We start from the raw sequence: 17,718 nt of genomic DNA, 5'->3' as shown, positions 1-17,718 counted from the left end.
CGGCAGGCAGACCAACAACATTGGTCTGCCTGCCGGAGCAAGTTCTTGCAGTGACTACCTCGGCTACTGCACCGTCAGTGCGATGTTGACGGACTGGGTCGCGCCAGACGGTGTGGTCGCTGTCACTTGAACCGTGTAAGTTCCGGCGGGCGACTTCGTCGAGCCTGACCCCGAAGATCCTGATCCTGAGGATCCAGCGCCAGAGCACCCGGTGACCAGACTCGCAGCGCCGCACATCAGCAGGAGCATGGCGAGCGAGCGCAGCGCACTGTGTAGTCGCCGGCGGCGGCCCCGGACACCCAGAAGCAGGAAACCGGGCAGCCCCAGAACTGCGGCCCATCGCATCGTGCTCGGCCCGGAGCCGGGAGGCCCAGGAGCCCGAAGACTTGCCAGGCCGCCGGTACCGATGGTCAGCGTGGTGGCGCCGCTGCTGGACGTTCCGGAGAAGGACAGGGTGGCCGGCTGGAAGTTGCAGGTCGCCTGCTGCGGCAGTCCTGAGCATGAGAGTTGCACGGTCCCCGCATAGCCAGTGGGAACACCGAGCGTGAGGTTGTCCGTGACGGTGCCGGCGGTGGAGACGTTGAGCGCATTGCTTGCGGACGTCATCGCGAGGACGGGCGTTGCGGTGGAGGCGGAGGAGAGGAAGTTCATGTCTCCGCTATATTGCGCGCTCAGGGTGACGCTGCCGGCCGGGAATGAACTGGCGGTGTAGATGGCCACACCGTTGTTGAGGGTTCCCGTACCGAGCAGGGTCTGGCCAGCGTAGAAGCTGACCGTACCGCCAGGCGTGCCATTGGTCGCGGACGAGACAGTCGCGGTGAAGGTGAGGTTCTGGTTCGAGAGCGCCAGCGACGTGCTGCTGGCGGCCTGCGTGATGGTCAGTGTGCCGTTCGCTGCGGCGATCGTGTAGTTGGCAGCGTTGGCTCCTGTCACAGAGGGCACGATGGCGTAGGTTCCCGCAGGACTGGCTGTGCTGGCTGCGGTCGAGAAGCTCTCGGTAAAGCTGTCGCCATTGACCGCTCCCGACACAGAGCCCGTGAAGGCTGGATTGGTCGTACCGTAGACGCGCGAGACGTTCGCGGCGGAGAGACTCAAGGGAGCGCGGTTGACCGCCAGCGTGACGGTGCTCGTTGTGGCCTGGTAGTCCACAGCGTCCCTGGGAGTAAACGTGAGCGATAGCGCCGGCGAGCCTGCAGCAAGCACCGTACCCGCTGCGGGAACGTAGCTGAAGGTTCCTGCGATGGTCGACGTCGCATTGAGCTGTGCTGCACTCAGAGGCGTGCCGTAGGTGATGGCGGCGGGAGTCTGCCACGTCACCGAGGGATTTCCCTGAGTGACCGAGACGGTGGTCGTAGCGGAAGCAGAGTTGTAATCCACCGCGTCCGTCGGGGTAAAGGTGACCGACAGGGTTTCGGGGCCGGCGCTCAGGATTGTTCCGAGCGCCGGGTTGTAGCTGAACGTTCCGGCGACCGAAGCGGTCGCGTCGAGCTGCGTCGCAGATAGCGCTGTGCCATAGGACATAGCTGCTGGCGCTGGCCAGGTGATGATCGGCGTCGCCTGGTTTACCGTCAGCGTAACGCTGGCAGTTGCGGTCGCATAGTTGACGCCATCCGTCGGAGTAAACAGGACCGAGAGTGTCTGCGGACCGGCGCCAGGGACGGTTCCGGCAGCCGGCGTGTAGGTGAAGGTGCCCGGAACCGGCGAGGTCGCGTTGAGCTGCGCGGCGCCGAGCGGGGTGCCGTAGGTGATCGAGGCGGGTGTCGACCAGGTCAGCGTCGGTGTCGTCTTGGTGACTCCTAACTGCGCCGTTCCCGTTGCCGAAGCGTATACGGCCGTCGCGGCGGAGTCGGGAGTGTACGTGACGGAGACGGGGTCAGAGCCTGAAGCCAGCGAATCGGGAGGGATGGTGATCGTGGCCGCTCCATTGCTCAGAGCGACCGACGCTGAGGTGAAGCTTCCTCCAGTCAGCGTGACGGATCCGGTGGGTACGCCCGTGCTGGTGGGGTCCGTGACCGAGATGTTCGCGGTGGTGGAGGTTGTCGTGGTGATCGAGGAGCCGGAGATGCCGACATGGACGATGGGCGTGATGAGGGTGACGTTGATCGGAGCGATGCCCGTGGCCGCCGTGTAGAACTGCGAGCTCGCGACGTCGGGCTGATAGCTTGCGGTGAGGGTCGCCGACCCGGTGGAGAACGCTCCCTTGGGGACGGTGATGGTGGCGGCTCCGGCGCTAAGACTGACTGCGGGCGACGTGAAGGAGCCTCCGGCGAGGGTCACGGTCCCGGTAGGTGTGGGGTTGGAAGTTCCGGCGCTCACCGCGATGGTCACCGAGAGGGTCTGGGCGACGTTGATGCTCGGGGTGGCCGGTGTAACGGTGACTGCGGGCGGTCCGGGCTGGGCCGTGATGCTGGTGGTCGAGGAGGCGCTCGCCACGAAGCTGGTGTCGCCCGGATAGCTGGCCTTCACTGCGTGCGGGCCTGTGCCGTCGGGAGTCACGTTGGTGGCAGTTGCAGTGGAGGTCTGCGACAACTGGGACAGCCCGAGGTTCACGGAACCGTAGTAGCTGGCGGGCGTGGCGACGTCAGGAATGCCATCTCCGTTCCAGTCACCTACAGCTATGGAACTTCCCCCTATGTTGACGGAGGAAGGCCCAGACGCGGTGAAGGTGCCATCGCCATTCCCCAGCAGGATCCCGGAGTTGGTGATGAGGTCCGGCTTACCGTCGAGGTTGATATCGGCCACGGCCGCTGCCGTGGGGGTACCGGTGAAAGGCGGCGCCGTGCCGGTAGTAAAGGTTCCATCTCCGTTGCCGAGCAGCAGGACCTCTGACCCATAGGAGAAGAGAAGAACGACGTCAGGCTTCCCGTCGAGATTGAAGTCGCCGGTCGCGAGGGAGACCGGATAGGCAGTGCCTAAGGCCTGCGAAGGAGCCGCCGTGAAGGATCCGTCCCCGTTGCCCAGCAGCACCGTGAGCTGGGAGGTGGAATAGTTGGTGCCGGCTGCAATCAGGTCCGGGATGCCGTCGCCGTTGAAATCGCCCTGCGCCAGGAGTGACACGTTCGGGACGGCAGGGCTGTATTGGCCCGGCGTAAATGTGCCGTCTCCGTTGCCAAGCAGAAGACTGAGGACCCCGCTGTTCGTGTTCAGCACTGCGATATCGAGCAGGCCGTCTTCATTGAAGTCCGCCACGGCAAGCGCCCCAGGCCCTGCGGCAGTGGGAGCGATGCTGGTCGAAGCTGTGAAGGTGCCGTCTCCGTTGCCGAGGTAGATCAGCACCTGATTGAGATTCGGCGCAGAGATGGCGATGTCGATGTGGCCGTCGCGGTTGAAGTCGCCGAGCGCCATGCTGCCTGGGCTCGTCCCAAGAGCGATGGCCTGCGGAGCGGCAAAGGTGCCATCTCCCTTGGCGAGTACGATGAGCAACGAATTGGTCTGCGAACCGAGCTCCACGAGGTCGGAGATGCCATCGCCGTTCACATCAGCCGCAACAACACTCTTGGTGTAGCTGTCGCCGGATGGAGTCTGGGCGGCGGTCTGGGTGAGCGTGGGCGTTCCGGCCTGTAGCGGGGACGCCGCGAGGACGGCGTTGGCGTTGGTCGTGTCCACGAAGGAGAGCGTGCCCGTGGGAGCCACGTCGCCCTGCCCGGTGACGGTTGCGGTCAGGGTATAGTTGCCGGCGGAACCACTCTGGGCGATGGTCGTGGTGCTTGGCAGTGTTGCCGAGACGGTGAGCGGAGCCGCCGCGGAGGTACTGGCTGCGACACCGGAGATGCCGGCGAACATGGCGACGTAGGAGTGCACGCCAATGCCTGGCACGAATGCGAGAGATCCCGAGCCGTTGCTGCCGATCTGCACCACGCCGCGATTCTGATTGATGCCGCAGGAGGAGGCCGCAGCGTCGCAGAGGTAGACCTGTCCGGCAGACAAGGCGTTCGAGCCGGAGGTGACGTTGATGGTCGCGGTCACCTTCGAGCTCGCGGCGACAGTGGATACGGGGCTGCCGCCCGAGGAGAGCGAGAGTGTGGTGGCGCTGCCACTCTGGGCGGAGAGCACGTTCAGCTGCACGTTGGCGCTGCCCGAGAGAGTGCCCGAGGTGCCAGTGATGGTGATCGTCGCCGTGCCGGGCGCCGCCGCACTGCTGGCCGTGAAGGTCAGCACGCTCGAGGTCGTTGCAGTGGCAGGAGAGAACGTCGCGGTGACGCCCGCGGGCACGCCGGTTGCAGCGAGGCTGACGTTGCCGGAGAATCCGTTGACCGGAGCGATGGAGACCGCAGTTCTGCCGGACGAGCCCGCGGGCAGTTCGACCTCTCCAGGCGCAGCCGCGAGCGTGAAGCTGCCGCCGTTGACGACGAGCTGGAAGGACAAGGTCTGAGTGACGTTGCCTGACGTACCCGTGACGGTCAGCGGATAGGTGCCAGGAGCCGCTGACGCGGTGGCTGCGAAGGTGAGCACGCTGCTGCTGGTCGTCGAAGTTGGCGAGAAGGTTCCGGTCACGCCGGCTGGAAGTCCGGAGACGCTCATCGCCACGCTACCGGAGAAGCCGTTCTGGGGTGAGACCGTGACTGTCGTGGTCGAGGAGCCGCCCTGGTTCACGGAGGCGCTGTAGCCCCCGTAGAGGCTGAACGTAGGCGCGACCACGGTGAGCGTAAAGGGATCCGTCGCGGACAGGGCCCCCGAGGTTCCGGTCAGGGTGAGAGAGTACGGCCCTGCAGGAACGCCGGGTGAGACGGTGAAGACGACCGGGGTTTCGTACGTGGTGGGATTGGTTCCGAATGTCGCCGTGATCCCGGCGGGGAGGCCAGCCATGGAGAGGGTGACCGGGCCGGCGAAACCGTACTGGTCGTTGACGTAAACATAGGAATTCACCGTGGACCCCTGGCCCACGGTGACGTAATACGGCCCGGCAAGTGTGAAGCCCAGGGCGCCGACGGTGACCTGGATCGTAGTGCTGGCGGTGAGCGAACCGGAGGTGCCGGTGATGGTGAGCGGATAGACTCCGGGCGCGAGAGAGCTGCTGGCAGTGAGGTTCAGCTGGCTGGAGTACGTTGTCGGGTTGGGCACGAACGAAGCCGTGAGGCCGGAGGGAAGTCCTGAGGCCCCAAGACTGACGGCCCCCGTGAACCCGTTCTGGGCGTAGACGTAGACATAGGCCGAGGTGGAAGTGCCGGGACCGAGGGCGGGAGATCCCGCACCCAGAGTGAAGGATGGCGGAGCGACCGTGAGCTGGAGCGTAGTCGACTGCGTGACACCGCCCCCGGTTCCGGTGAGCGTGAGCTGGTAGATTCCGTTTACGGCTGCCGTTGTCGCCGTCAGTGTCAGGGTGGTGCTGCCGGTAGCTGGATTGGGCGAGAACGACGCCGTAACGCCCGTTGGCAGACCCGAAACCGACAAGGCAACACTGCCCGCAAAGCCGTACTGCGGATAGATCGTGACCGGAGTGCTCTGCGACGTCCCCGGATTCAGGGTCAGGTAGTAGTTGTTCGTGGAGATGCCGAAGGTTGGTGCAGGCACCGAGAGGGGGACGGTAACGGTCTGCGTCTGGCTGCCCGACGTTCCGGTGACGGTGAGGTTGTATTGTCCAGGCACAGTCGCGCTGCCAACCGTCAGATTGAGTGAACTGGATGTGGTCGAGCTTGCCGGCGAGAACGATGCGGTGACACCACTGGGAAGTCCGGAGACCGAGAAGTTCACATTCCCATTGAAGCCGTACTCGTCGTTCACGTAGATGTACGCGGTGCCGCTGGTGCCCGGAGGAATGGCCGGGGTGAAGTAGTTGGCGAGCGAGAACGTCGGCACCAGGATATTCAGGGTCGCCGTGGTGGTGACGGTCTGGCCGCCCGAGGTGCCGGTGATGGTGAGCGGATACGTGCCCGCAGGTGTCGTCTTACTGACGTTGAGGTAAAGCGAAGTGGAGGAGGTAGATGGATTGGGAGCCCAGACGCCGGTGACTCCACGCGGCAGGCCCGAGACGGAGAACGCAACCGAGCCCTGGAAGCCGTACTGCCCCTGCACGGAGACAGAGAGCGTCCCCGAAGTACCTTGCCCCAGGCTGAGGGGGGAATACGTGTAGAGAGTGAAGGTGGGCTGAACGACGTTGAGCGTGACGTTTGCCGAGGAGGTGAGACTCCCCGAAACCCCGGTGATCGTGACGGGAGTGGAGCCGACCGCAGCGGTGCTGCTGACGTTAAACGTTCCCGTGACAAAGCTTCCAGAGGGAGCAGGATTGGGGGAGAACGAAGCCGTGACACCGGCCGGCAGGTTCGAGGCTGACAATGTGACGTTGCCGGTGAAACCGTACTGCGCAAGGACCTCGATGTACGTCGACCCGAAGCCGCCCTGTCCGGCGGTGACCGAGGTCTCCAGCGGGTCGATATTGAAGCTGGGCGCCTGGACGATCACTCCCATGGTGGTGGTGGCGGTGAGCGATCCCGAGGTGCCGGTGATAGTGAGAACGCTGTTCCCGCCGGTGGCGTTCGAGGCTGCCGTCAAGGTCAGCGTGCTGGTTCCGCTGGTCGACGTTGGAGAGAATGCAGCGGTCACGCCCGTCGGCAGACCTGAGACGGAGAGAGCTACCGTCCCGTTGAAACCATACAGCGGTCGCACGGTGACCGTGGTCGTTCCCGAGTTGCCCGGCTGCACCGACACGGAAGCTGGCGACGCGGCCAGGCCAAAGCTCGCCGAGTGGATGACAAGCGCGAAGTTGACGGACTGGGTGAGAGTTCCGGAGGTGCCCGTCACAGTGATGGGCACCGTCTGCGATGCGACGGTGCCAGCGACCGTGAAGGTAAGAACGTCCGATCCCGTCGCCGAGTTGGAGGCGAAGGCCGCAGTGACGCCGGTAGGAAGCGTGGAGGTAACAGCCAGGTTGACGCTTTCGTTGAAACCGCCCGCGTCCACGACCTTGATCGTGGTGGATCCGGTGCCGCCGGGGTTGGCGGTGGCGGTGGATTGGGAGCTCACGAGCCAGAAACCCGGGACCTGCGGACCCGCGAGGTCGTTGATCAGGCTCTGTCCGTTGGCGCTGCCCCAGCCGGTGGTGAGGTCATAACCGGCGACGGCGCTGTACCAGGTAGGTTGATTGGACGTCTGGTTGTTTCCGCTGGTGATGTCGTGCAGATCGCTCGCAGCGTTCGCTCCCTGCGCGATCTGGTACAGCGGAGGGTTCAGGAAGCCGATGCCACCTGTGGTCGCGGAGCCATTTTCGACGGCTTGTTGATTGACCAGCGCCATGAAGGCCGCCCACCGCGGGGCTGCGAAGCTGGTGCCGGCCCAGTCCCCGGCGCATACACCACCCTGGCAGGAGTAGTTGTCGAAGTCGCCTTCCATTGCGACATCAGGAACGTTGCGGAGGGTGGTCGAGCCGCCGTTGGCGGAGTTCGCGAGGCCCGCCTGCCAGGAGGGTAGTGGAATGCTGTCCGGGCTGATGCCACCCCCGCTTCCTGCTCCCCCGGAGTTCCACACGGTCTCCGAGACCCACGTGCTGGCGGGGCCGGCCGTCACGAGGTGAGTCCCTCCGACGGTCGTGACGTAGTCGTCCTCGGCAGGAAAAAAGAACGGGTTGATGGCGATATCGAATGCGCCGGAGTCACCGGAGGCGGCAAAGAAGCTCTGCCCTTGCGCGGCCATCTCCTGGAAGAAGACATCAGCGGCGGTTGGGTCCGCCGGCCGCCATCCCCAGGAGCAGCTCAACTGCTTCGCGAGGTTCTCGGAGACCATCGCATTGAGGATGCTCGCGTCGTCGGTCCCGGAGGTTGCGTTCCCGATGTAGACGCGCACCTGGCTGAGGTTCGGCGCCATGCCGATGGCCTGAACGATGTCCAGGACCTGCTCGCCGTCTCCGTACTGGTTTGTTCCCACGCTGGCGCCGTCGAGGGCAACGTTATTGATCGGAACGTTGTTGGTCTGCCCGGAATTCGTGAATGTGAGGGCGACGTCGGCGGGATCGTAGCCACCAAACTCCAGCAACCCAACGGCCTGTCCGGTACCGTCCAATACCGTTCCGCCGTAGTAGGCGGCTCGCATGTCGCTGCCGAGGTAGGACCCTCCAGGACCAGAGCCGTTGACGGCGACAGCAGCCTGCTGCACGGCCATCGCGCGGCGCGAGAAGGGCTTCGGTATGGAGTAGTTATCCATGCCCGAGATGTGCGACACGGGCACGCTGAGACGCAGGGACGGCTCGCGATCCGGAGAGAAGAACCTGCGATTCTCCGTCGGGTGCTGGTACATCGTCATCTGCACGTTGAAGGCCGCGTTGATCGCGACGACGGGACCGCTGACGGGCACGACGAGCCGGTTCCCGGGCGCGGTACCCACAGTGAGCCCTTGCGCCTGAGCGTAGGCGGCGACGGCGTTGTAGTCATCCTCCGAAGGGCCAAACTGCTGCGTGAACTGCGCGACCGTGAGGAAGTGGCGGTAATCCGGGCTGGTGGGATCGTACAGGCGGGAGAGTAGGGAGCTGAGCGCCGCCTGGTTGTGCAATGGGAGCACGATGGACAGATGCAGCTGCTCGTCATCTGCCATCGGCGCGACGTAGGCCGCAGTATGATCGAGCACTTGCGCGCGCACGTGTGACGAAGGCACGCGCATTGGTTGTTGCTGTGCCAGGGCCGCGGGGCCAAGCAACGCTCCGATGCCAACAATCAGCAGCGGAATTGCTGCAACACGCGACACGGCGATGGAGCGAACGGACGAAAAGACAACGCGAAGTGCTCTGCTGCGCAAGTTCATGGACGGACACGACCCCGGACGGCTGCCTTGGGCAGCCGCCTCTACGATCCCAGGAGGTTTTGCAGAGACGTGGCGGAGTCGAACTCACGGCGCGGCCTGCTCTACTTGCGTGGGTTTTGCGGAGTGTACCACGACGTTCTTTCGGTTGCGGTGTGGCGTGCGGGGCCATGCCCCCGGAGGGTGGGCACGGACGACTTGACTGCAATCAGTCAGGCCGCACGGGAAGTCGCCAACCCCCGCGCGGACCATCACCTGTTATCCCCTTGAGCTGAAGATGCGCCACCGGCTCGCAAGGCTTGTCAGACGGGATCCCGGTTCTCAGCTACAGGCAAGGAGCTTCCTGGGCTCGAAGCGGAACATGTCCTCGAAGGTGCAGTATTCCGGGCACGCAAGCTCCAGCACAGGCGCGGCTTTCACCATGCGTGGCGCGTAGGCGCCAATCATCGCCCGGTAGTCGCTTTGCTCCCGGGCGGTGAATGCACCGATCTGGTAGGACATGGTCATGTGGAACTGATAGGTGGCGTGGTCTTTGGTGCGGAAGCCAAAGACCTCAGCCAGCTCGTCGCGCAGGGCACGCAGCTTGCGATTCTCCGCGTCGTCGACGGGCACCAGCCGAAGACTCAGAGCGGTGCTGTAGTTGCTGGTGGCGCTCGCATCGATGCGCATTCGCAATGGAAGCTCGCAGTGGAAGCGGGCAGCCGCTATGCGTTCTCCTACCATCTCATTGCAGCGTTCGATGGTGGCATCGGCAGGAACATACGAGGGCCAGCCATATACATTGCGGGCAAGATCGTTCGCCCCGGGAAACACGGTCATGTGGTAGCTGTCGGTCGAGGTGAGGCCCAGCTTGCTCTTGAAGGAAGAAGTCTTCATCGCTTCGTGGAGCTCCACCATGACGTCGCGCAGGACGCATTGCGAAAGCAGGTGGCAGATCACCGTGTTGCCTGCAAAGTGGCGCGGTGTGCCATCGGGATTGAACTTGAGGACGGTATCGCGGTTGGGGATGTTCGCAGCTTGAGGGGCCTGAGCCTTGGCGAGCAGCGTCGCGGAGAGCATGGTAGCGGATGACGCGGCGGAAGCCTGCAGCAGAAAGCTGCGGCGGGTCATGGACATCTTGGAATGAGACAAGAGGGGGCCTTTCCGGCAGAGTGCCAGTGGTGAGAAGGAGATTGTTGAGAGGAAGGACCGAGGCCGGCGAACGTACGCCGGCCTCGTCGATGCAGGTTGTGTTAGAAACTCACTCGCAGCACGAGCTGCACCTGGCGTGAGGGGTAAACGCTTGTGCTGCCGGTGAAGCTACCGAAGCTCGCACTGTAGGTCGGTGAGCCCGTCGTGCTGTTCACCGAGCCAACGTTCGACGTTGGGCTGATGTAGTTCGTGGCGTTGAGGACGTTGAAGGCCTCGATACGGAACTCGGCTGTGAAGCGGTCTCCCGGGAGGGTGAACTGCTTGTGTGCCGCGAGATCGAACTGGCCGAAGGAGGGACCGCGGAGGTCGTTGCGACCCGCGCTGCCGAAGAGCTGTGTCGGTGAGGGGATCGACACGCCCGGAGGCGGCGTCGTTCCTGAGCCCGCGACGAGGTAGCCGTTGAGCGCGCTGTTGGTCTTCACCAGCGTATGTCCGTAGACCGCATTCGGCGATCCCGTGAGGTTGGGACGGATGGCATACGCTGCGCTGGTGGTGGACACCACCTGGTTGCTGCTCGCGGTATAGGCCAGGTTGATGGGCACACCGCTCGTGACCACGTTGATCGCGGTGAGCTGCCATCCTCCAAGTAACTCCTGCTGCCAGCCCGGAGCGCTCGCGCCGAAGCGGTGATCGCGGCCGAAGGGAAGATCAGCGATCACCGAGGTTGTGTTGTTCAGCGGCTGGTTATAGCCGGAGGGGCCACGGTCGGAAGCGGTGTTTCGGATGTTGGTCACGGCCGTGTCGCCGTTCTGCGTCTCGAGATCGGCTGAGGTCAGGTCGATGCCGCGAGACCACGTGAAGGAGTTGATCAGGAAGAGGCCATTGCGGAAGCGACGCTGCAGCTTGGTCTGCAGCGAGTTGTAGACGAGGAAGCCAGCATTGCTCTCGGTGAGGATGTCGGTGAAGTTCGCGATGGGCCTGCGATTGAGCAGCGACGTCGTGCATTGTCCCGGCGTTGCTGTCGGGATCTCGGTCGCAAGGCAGGTGCGTGCCTGGTTGAAGTCCTCGAGCGCAGGGATGTGCACGGTGTGGTTGCCGACGTACGCGACCTCCAGCGTGCTTTGGAAGGGAAGTTCCTGCTGCACCGAGAGGTGATAGGCCTGCACGTAGGCAGGCTTGAAGTTCGCCGGGGTATAGCGTGTCTGCGCCTTGATGGTGGAGAAGTTCGTCGGTCCGGCGAAGTTCGTCTGGTAGCCGTCCTGCGTGCGGCGGAAGCAGGTCGTCGGGTCCTGCGTCAGCGACGTGCAGAGGCCCTGGCTGGGTGTCTGGTTGTTGGGCAACGTGGCGTCGTAGTTGTTTGGTCCGTTGTAGGCCAGCAGGCCCTCGCCGCCAAAGCGGAAGAGATAGGCATAGCTGATGCCGTAGCCTCCGCGCAGCGCTGTCTTCGGCGTTGCCTGGTACGCGAAGCCGACGCGAGGAGCGACGTTGGTGTGCACCGGATTGACCAGTCCACGGCTGTAGAGCCCGCTTCCGCCCACATAGTGCAGGTTGTAGACGTTGCCCGGCGCGGTGCTGTTCACATCGGTTCCGCTGCCTGCCGCCAGCAGACGATCGCCGGTCGGATCGAAGTTGTAAAACTTGTTGTTCTTCTCGTAGTTCGGCGACATGAACTCATAGCGCAGACCCAGGTTCAGCGTCAGCGAAGGCAGAGGCTTCCAGTCATCCTGGAGATAGCCCATGTGCCAGTAGCGGAGGTAGTCGACGACGTTGAAGGCGTTGAGCTGGTAGTTGCTGCGTGCGCCGAAGAGGAAGTCGGCGAGGTTGGCGGCCTGGGCCGTGGTGGAGCTACCCGCAGAGCTGAACGCGCCTGAGTAGGTATCCTGGCCGAACTTCGGGTGGAAGTCGGAGATGATCTGCGAGAGCCAGCCGAACTCATAGCCGACCTTGAGGGAGTGACGCCCACGCACCCACGTGTAGTTCACGCGGGGGTTGATCTGCATGGGATTGTTGTACTGCGGATTGGTGCCTTGCTCGCCGAACTGGGTGAAGCCCGAAACAGCCTGAGCGTTGAGGCCGCCGGTGTAAGCCGGGTCTGTGGGAACATTGGGGATACCGGCGAGGAAGTTCGGTGCGCCGAGGAAGACAGGGCTCTTGCCGCTTTCGGTGAAGGTCTGGCCGTAGCGCAGCTCCAGCACGGAGTTGGTGGTGACGGCCCAGTTGTAGCCGGCGACACCCTGCCAGGTGCGTGCATAAAGCGTGCCGTTGCTGTTGCCGCCCGCTGCGCCGGGGAACGGTGGCGGCTGGAAGTAGCTCACCGATCGCTGGCTGTAGCGGGCAAAGCCGTTCTGGCGATCGTTGCGGATGTAGTCCACGCGCACATCGCCCTTATTGTCGACCGTGGGGGAAGCTGGCAAGTACTGGTAGTTGGCTGCGGTGAGACTCGCACCAGCGATATTCGGCGTCGGCAGCAGCTTGAACGCTGCCAGTGCGACCGGATCGATATTGGGATCCGTCAACGGCACCTGGCCGTTGCTGTAGATGACGCCGGTGTAGGGGTTCTTGATCGGAATGGGCGTGCCTGAGGCGGTGCCGTCAACCGTGAAGAGCCCGGTGAGTTCTGCCGCGGTGGGCAGCGTAGCCGTCGTCAGCGCGTGCGAGACAGATCGCAGGCCCTCGTAGTCCACGAAGAAGAACAGGCGATCGCGGCGAATCGGGCCGCCGAACGTTCCGCCGAACTGGTTCTGCACCAGCGTGGGCTTGATGCCCGTACCGTAGAAAGGGCCAAAGGCATTGAGCACCGTGTTGCGGAAGTAGTCGTACGCGCCGCCGTGGAAGGCATTCGTGCCGCTGCGGGTCGTCGCATTGACGATGGCGCCGCCGGCACGGCCATACTCGGCCGAGTAGTTGTCGGTCTGGACCTTGAACTCCTGCAAAGCGTCGGGGGAGGGAATCACGGCCTCGTTGGAGTAACCCTGGTTCGCCTCCTGGTAGGCGTTGTTATCGATGCCGTCCAAAGTGAAGTTGTTGTCCATCGAGGTCAGGCCGTTGACGTCATAGGAAGCATCACGTGGCGGCGTCGAGGCTACGGTCGCGATGAGCGAGCGGCGCACGCCCGGGACCAGCTGCGCGAGGTCGGCATAGGAGCGGCCGTTGAGCGGCAGCGTTACAGCCTCCTGGCCCTGGATCGTCTGACCGCGATCGCTGGTCTCTGTCTCCAGCTGCGATGCCGCGCCGGAGACGGTGACGGTGTCTGTGGCCGTGCCGAGAGCGAGCTTCAGATCGACGCGCTGGCGGGCTCCGACCTCAACACGAAAGGAGTCGGTCTTCGATCCCTGGAAGCCGGGAGCCGATACCGACACGGTATAGTCCCCGGGCTGAAGGCTGTCGAACTCATAGTTGCCGCCGGCGTCGGTCTGGCGGCTCACCTTGGTGCCTCGAGCGACGCTGGTCAGATCCACGGTGGCCGAGCCGATCGATGCGCCGGAAGGGTCTTTGATATTTCCGAGCACCGCGCCGGAATCGAACTGCGCGCGGGCAAGCTGCCACGTACTGACTGTGAACAGGAACAGCCAGAGGGCCGCCATCAGTGGGCGACGAAAGCGCCGGCGGGGATTCGGGGATTCAGAAAACATTGCTTAGGCTCCTGGAAATCGGTTCAAGCGGACACTTGAGCGGAAGAATGCAGGCTTCGGGGTGTCCGACACAGGGGTAGCAGGGGCGGACCTGTCCTCGAAGCGAATTCACCGTGACGCTTCCGATACAGCGCTAAGTCCCAGCGCGTCAATAGCTTGTGCAAGTTGTGTGTATCCCGATACAGTGACAGTCCCGTGAACAGTTCACCGGCTGTTTACGTCCACGGCAGTAGACTGAGGACGCTTCGCATGCAAACACTCAAGCGAGAACGCTCTACGGGTGAGGCAGCGTCTTTCCGTGCTGCCTCCCCGAACCGGCCTGAAGTCGTTCAGCGCGAGCTCGTGCGCCGGATCGTGAGCAGCCCCACCTTCGCGCGCAGCGTTCGACTGTCCTCGCTGCTAACGCACCTCTGCGACATGACGCTACAGGGCCGCGATGGCGAACTGAGCGAACAGACCATTGGGCGGGCCGTGTTCGGTCGCTCCCAGGACTACGACTCCTCCGTCGACGGAATCGTTCGCACCCAGGCCAGCCGCCTTCGGCAGCGGCTTGATCTCTACTACGAGCAGGAGGGAGCCGAAGAGTCCATTCGGCTCATGATTCCCAAGGGCGGCTACGTGCCGGTCTTCGCTCCGCGCCGCGCGGCGGAAGATCCGCATTCTCCGGCTCCCCCGGAGATGCTGCGGCCTTTGATCGGACCTGCGCTGCCACCTGAAAAGCCGGCTCCATCGCTTGCGCAGCGCATGACTTCTCGCCTTCCCTGGACTCTTTGCGGTGTGCTCGCGTTGGCGCTGATCGTCTTGTTGTCGCTGAACCTTCACCGCAGCCCCGGCATCCCTCCGGCCAGGCATCCGTTGTGGAGCCAGATGTTTCAACCGGGCCACCCCACCCTGGTGATCCCCGCCGACTCCGGCCTGGTGCTCTCGCATGCGATCGACCTGCGCACCGTGCCACTCAGTGAATACATCGTCGGCGACTATCGCAGCCCCAACGGAACGCCGCCCGATCCCGCCATGCCGGCGCAGATGCGGGCGCTCCGCACCGACTTCAATGGCCGACGCTACACCTCGATCGTGGACCTCGAGGCGGCAGTGAAGCTTGCCGAGACCGCCCAGGCCGCACAGAGCAGCCTGCAGGTGCGCTATGCCCGCGATGTCCGACCCAACGATCTCAAGGACGGCAACATCATCCTCATTGGGGCGGCTGAGGCCAATCCCTGGGAGGAGCTCTTCGAGCCCAACATGAACTTCGTGCTCAAGAACGACTACAAGGCCCGGGTCTTCTCGGTCTTCAATCGGTCGCCGCTTCCCGGAGAACTCGCTCGTTATGACTCCGTAAACGACGATCCGCAGCACCAGGTCTTTGGCGTTGTGGCGTTTGTTCCAAACCTCTCCGGCGACGGAAACGCCCTCATCATTGAAGGAACCTCCATGGCTGGCACCGAGGCCGCCTGGGACTTCCTCGCGGACGACTCGGAGCTGCTTCCATTCCTCCGGAAGATCGAACTCCGCGGCGGCAGAATCCCTCACTTCGAGCTGTTGCTGGGCACGCAGAACATGGGCGCCAGCGCTGTGCATGGCAATCTCCTCGCCTGGCGCGTGCATAAGTAGGGCGTTGCAGAATGGCAGGGACTGTCCGCTGAAAGCAGCCAGGCAGGCAATGTGGACGGGTCATACGGAACGCCGACCACCACGGCTCCAGGAAAAGAAGCCTCGAACAAGGCCTCTATAGCAATAGAGCGGGTGCGCCCATGTCACCGCAGAGTCCTCTCGTGGGCGAACTTTGTTCCCGACGGCTAGCAATACCGCTATGGTCTGCACACCGCTCAAAATTGAGTTTGCGACGAACGTTCAATTTTCGTGTTCAGCAAAATATGAGCACGTGGCCACTTCGGCTGGCGCTCATCTCGGTCCAATGTGGAAGGGAACCGCGCGCTTTCAAAGTAGAATTGGTTCAGGAAACACACACACACCAATCCCCTGTTGTTTTCAAGGGTCAATATGGGTACTGGAATCCAGAGAGGTCGTGGAATGGCCGGTTCGCGGGGCTATGTCCGATCGATCGCAGGCTTGCGAGCGATCGCTGTTATATCGATTATTGCCTATCATATCAACGCTGCCTGGGTTCCGGGAGGTTTCGTAGGTGTCGATGTATTTTTTGTAATCTCGGGCTTCGTGGTAGCACATTCGGTGGCTGATACCACGCACCAGAATTTTATTCAGTATGTCGGATGGTTTTACAAGCGCCGCTTCGTGCGTATTCTGCCCGCGTTGTATGCCTTCCTAATCGTCGCGGCGCTCATTTCGATGCTGTTTGTGCCGTTAGTTGAGGAGACGAAATTCTTTGAAGTGACGGGTGCGTCCGCGGCTGTAGGCCTCAGCAATCTCATCCTGTGGGCGAAAACCGCAGATTACTTCGCGGTATCGAGCGAATTGAATCCGTTTACTCACACTTGGTCGTTAGCGGTGGAGGAACAGTATTACTTCCTGTTTCCTATCTTCTCGTACCTAATCTTTGTTCAATCGCAACGCAACCTAAAGCATCGGACGCTCACTGTAGTGGCCGTGATTGCGGCAAGCGTGCTTTCGTTGCTGGGGGCTGCCTGGGCGTCGAAACACAATCCCGGTTTTGCTTTCTACATGCTCCCGACTCGATTTTGGGAACTGGGGCTGGGCTTCCTGCTCCGCTTGGCGTTGAGTCCTGAAGGGACGGAACGGCTGCGACGGCGGACCTCATCCTTCGCCGCGGTTTTGGGTCTGGTAGCTGTTGCTTCGCTTACGCTGGCGCTGATCATTACGCAGCCTGGCAAGTTTCCCGTACCTGGCGCAATTCTGCCTTGCCTCGCAACTGCGTTACTTATAGGTACATTATGGTGTCATCCTGGAGTTTGGATTGACAGGCTTCTCTCATCGCCATTACCAGTTTGGATAGGAAATGTAAGTTATTCTCTATATCTTTGGCATTGGCTGGTTCTTGTTTTCTTTAGGTGGACATTTGGGGCCCAAACTTTGCGGATGCAGATTTTGGCCGCTCTGATCATGTTGCTATGCAGCTGTCTCAGCTATTATTTCGTGGAGTTGCGGTTTCACAATCAGACGGAACGAGCAAAGGTTCCCTCTGCAGGACTCTTCATTCGCTACGGAGTCGCGGCCGTTGTCGTCGGATTATTTTGTATCGGTACGCGTTTTCTTAAGCCGAGGTGGGGCCTTGCGGCGCCTGACAATGTAGGGGTCTGGGATCCTTATCGACAGCCACCCATGCCGGTCGGGTGCGCCGCTACCAAGCATGCGAGCGCGTTTGGCTCAGGCCTTATGATTGACTTCACCGCGCGCTGTGTTAATTCTGGCGCTTCCCATCTTTATATCTTCGGCGATTCGCATTCTGGCGCATATGAGCGTACTGCGTGGAGAATCGCAGCAATGGGTAAGTACCATGTCGAATTATTTACCCTCGGCGCTTGCCGATCAGTTCCGCTTTCGCATTTTCCCGAGGTGCGTGGCTGCAGGGATTTTCTACAGATGACAGAGGCGAAACTGAAAGCTTCCGCGGGACCGGGAGACGTTATCGTATTGGCAAATCTATCGACGACGCGTTATCGGAATTTCGAAGGCGACATGGTCGAGCCTATGCCATTGGATCCCACCGTGATGGCGACAAGCAGGAGCCGCGTCATGGAACTTTCCGCGCACGGAGCAGCGGTAATCGTGGAGGGCGTCAAGCCTGTTATGCCATCACCCCTTGATCGTTGTGCTGACTGGTTTGACCGGTCCAATCCAGTTTGTAATGCAATGTCCGAGATCAGTCCTTCAGCGCGATGGGATCGGACGCTGCTTCCAAGAAGGGGGCTCGCCGAGGTGGCGGCGGGAATTCGTGGCGTGTCGATTTGGGAGCCGGCGCAATTGCTTTGCCCTGCATCCCAATGTCCAGCCTACATCAATGGGCAGCCCCTCTTTTTCGACACGGATCATCTCTCTGCATTCGGAAACGACTTGCTTCTTCCTTCATTCCTTCAGGCCGTCGACCAGGCCCACCAGCAGTCTCTGTTGCAGTCTGAAATACAAAATTGAAGCACTCCCTTCCGAGCGCTCGATGATCAGCGAATGGAAACTGATATAGCAACCCGACCAAAAATCACTCTTCCTGGAGTCGGAAGAGTGATTTCCTACTTTCCGTGGATCAGGGGTGGCGTCCGCCCAGTGGATGGAACGAACAGCCCCTGCAGGCGCTTGG

General features: G+C 62.4%; 5 protein-coding genes. 2 read left to right on the top strand and 3 right to left on the bottom strand.

Annotation, left to right across the window (positions count from 1 at the left end):
- Positions 1 to 63 precede the first annotated feature (63 nt).
- From C4S68_RS04830 to C4S68_RS04820, 3 genes are all read right to left on the bottom strand, one after another.
- Complete coding sequence (locus C4S68_RS04830) at positions 64 to 8,727, bottom strand: FG-GAP-like repeat-containing protein (protein ID WP_103931822.1); 8,664 nt, start codon at positions 8,725 to 8,727, stop codon at positions 64 to 66.
- A 318-nt stretch (positions 8,728 to 9,045) separates the two neighbouring features.
- Positions 9,046 to 9,834: a DUF1868 domain-containing protein gene (locus tag C4S68_RS04825; protein WP_160114991.1), complete on the bottom strand. Its 789-nt coding sequence runs from the start codon at positions 9,832 to 9,834 to the stop codon at positions 9,046 to 9,048.
- A 122-nt stretch (positions 9,835 to 9,956) separates the two neighbouring features.
- Positions 9,957 to 13,487 carry a TonB-dependent receptor gene (locus C4S68_RS04820; protein ID WP_235011353.1) on the bottom strand — a complete coding sequence of 1,177 codons (3,531 nt, stop codon included), beginning with the start codon at positions 13,485 to 13,487 and terminating at the stop codon, positions 9,957 to 9,959.
- A gap of 249 nt (positions 13,488 to 13,736) precedes the next feature.
- Between C4S68_RS04820 and C4S68_RS04815 the strand changes: the two genes are divergently transcribed.
- Positions 13,737 to 15,098: a hypothetical protein gene (locus C4S68_RS04815; RefSeq protein ID WP_200821468.1), complete on the top strand. Its 1,362-nt coding sequence runs from the start codon at positions 13,737 to 13,739 to the stop codon at positions 15,096 to 15,098.
- Positions 15,099 to 15,518: 420 nt separating this feature from the next.
- On the top strand, positions 15,519 to 17,555 hold the full coding sequence (locus C4S68_RS04810; protein ID WP_160114990.1) for an acyltransferase family protein: 2,037 nt from the start codon (positions 15,519 to 15,521) through the stop codon (positions 17,553 to 17,555).
- Positions 17,556 to 17,718 lie beyond the last annotated feature (163 nt).

The organism is Bryocella elongata, assembly GCF_900108185.1.
Lineage (GTDB): Bacteria > Acidobacteriota > Terriglobia > Terriglobales > Acidobacteriaceae > Granulicella > Granulicella elongata.
Note: the sequence above shows the minus strand (reverse complement) of the source record. Positions and strands in the feature narration are given on the sequence as shown.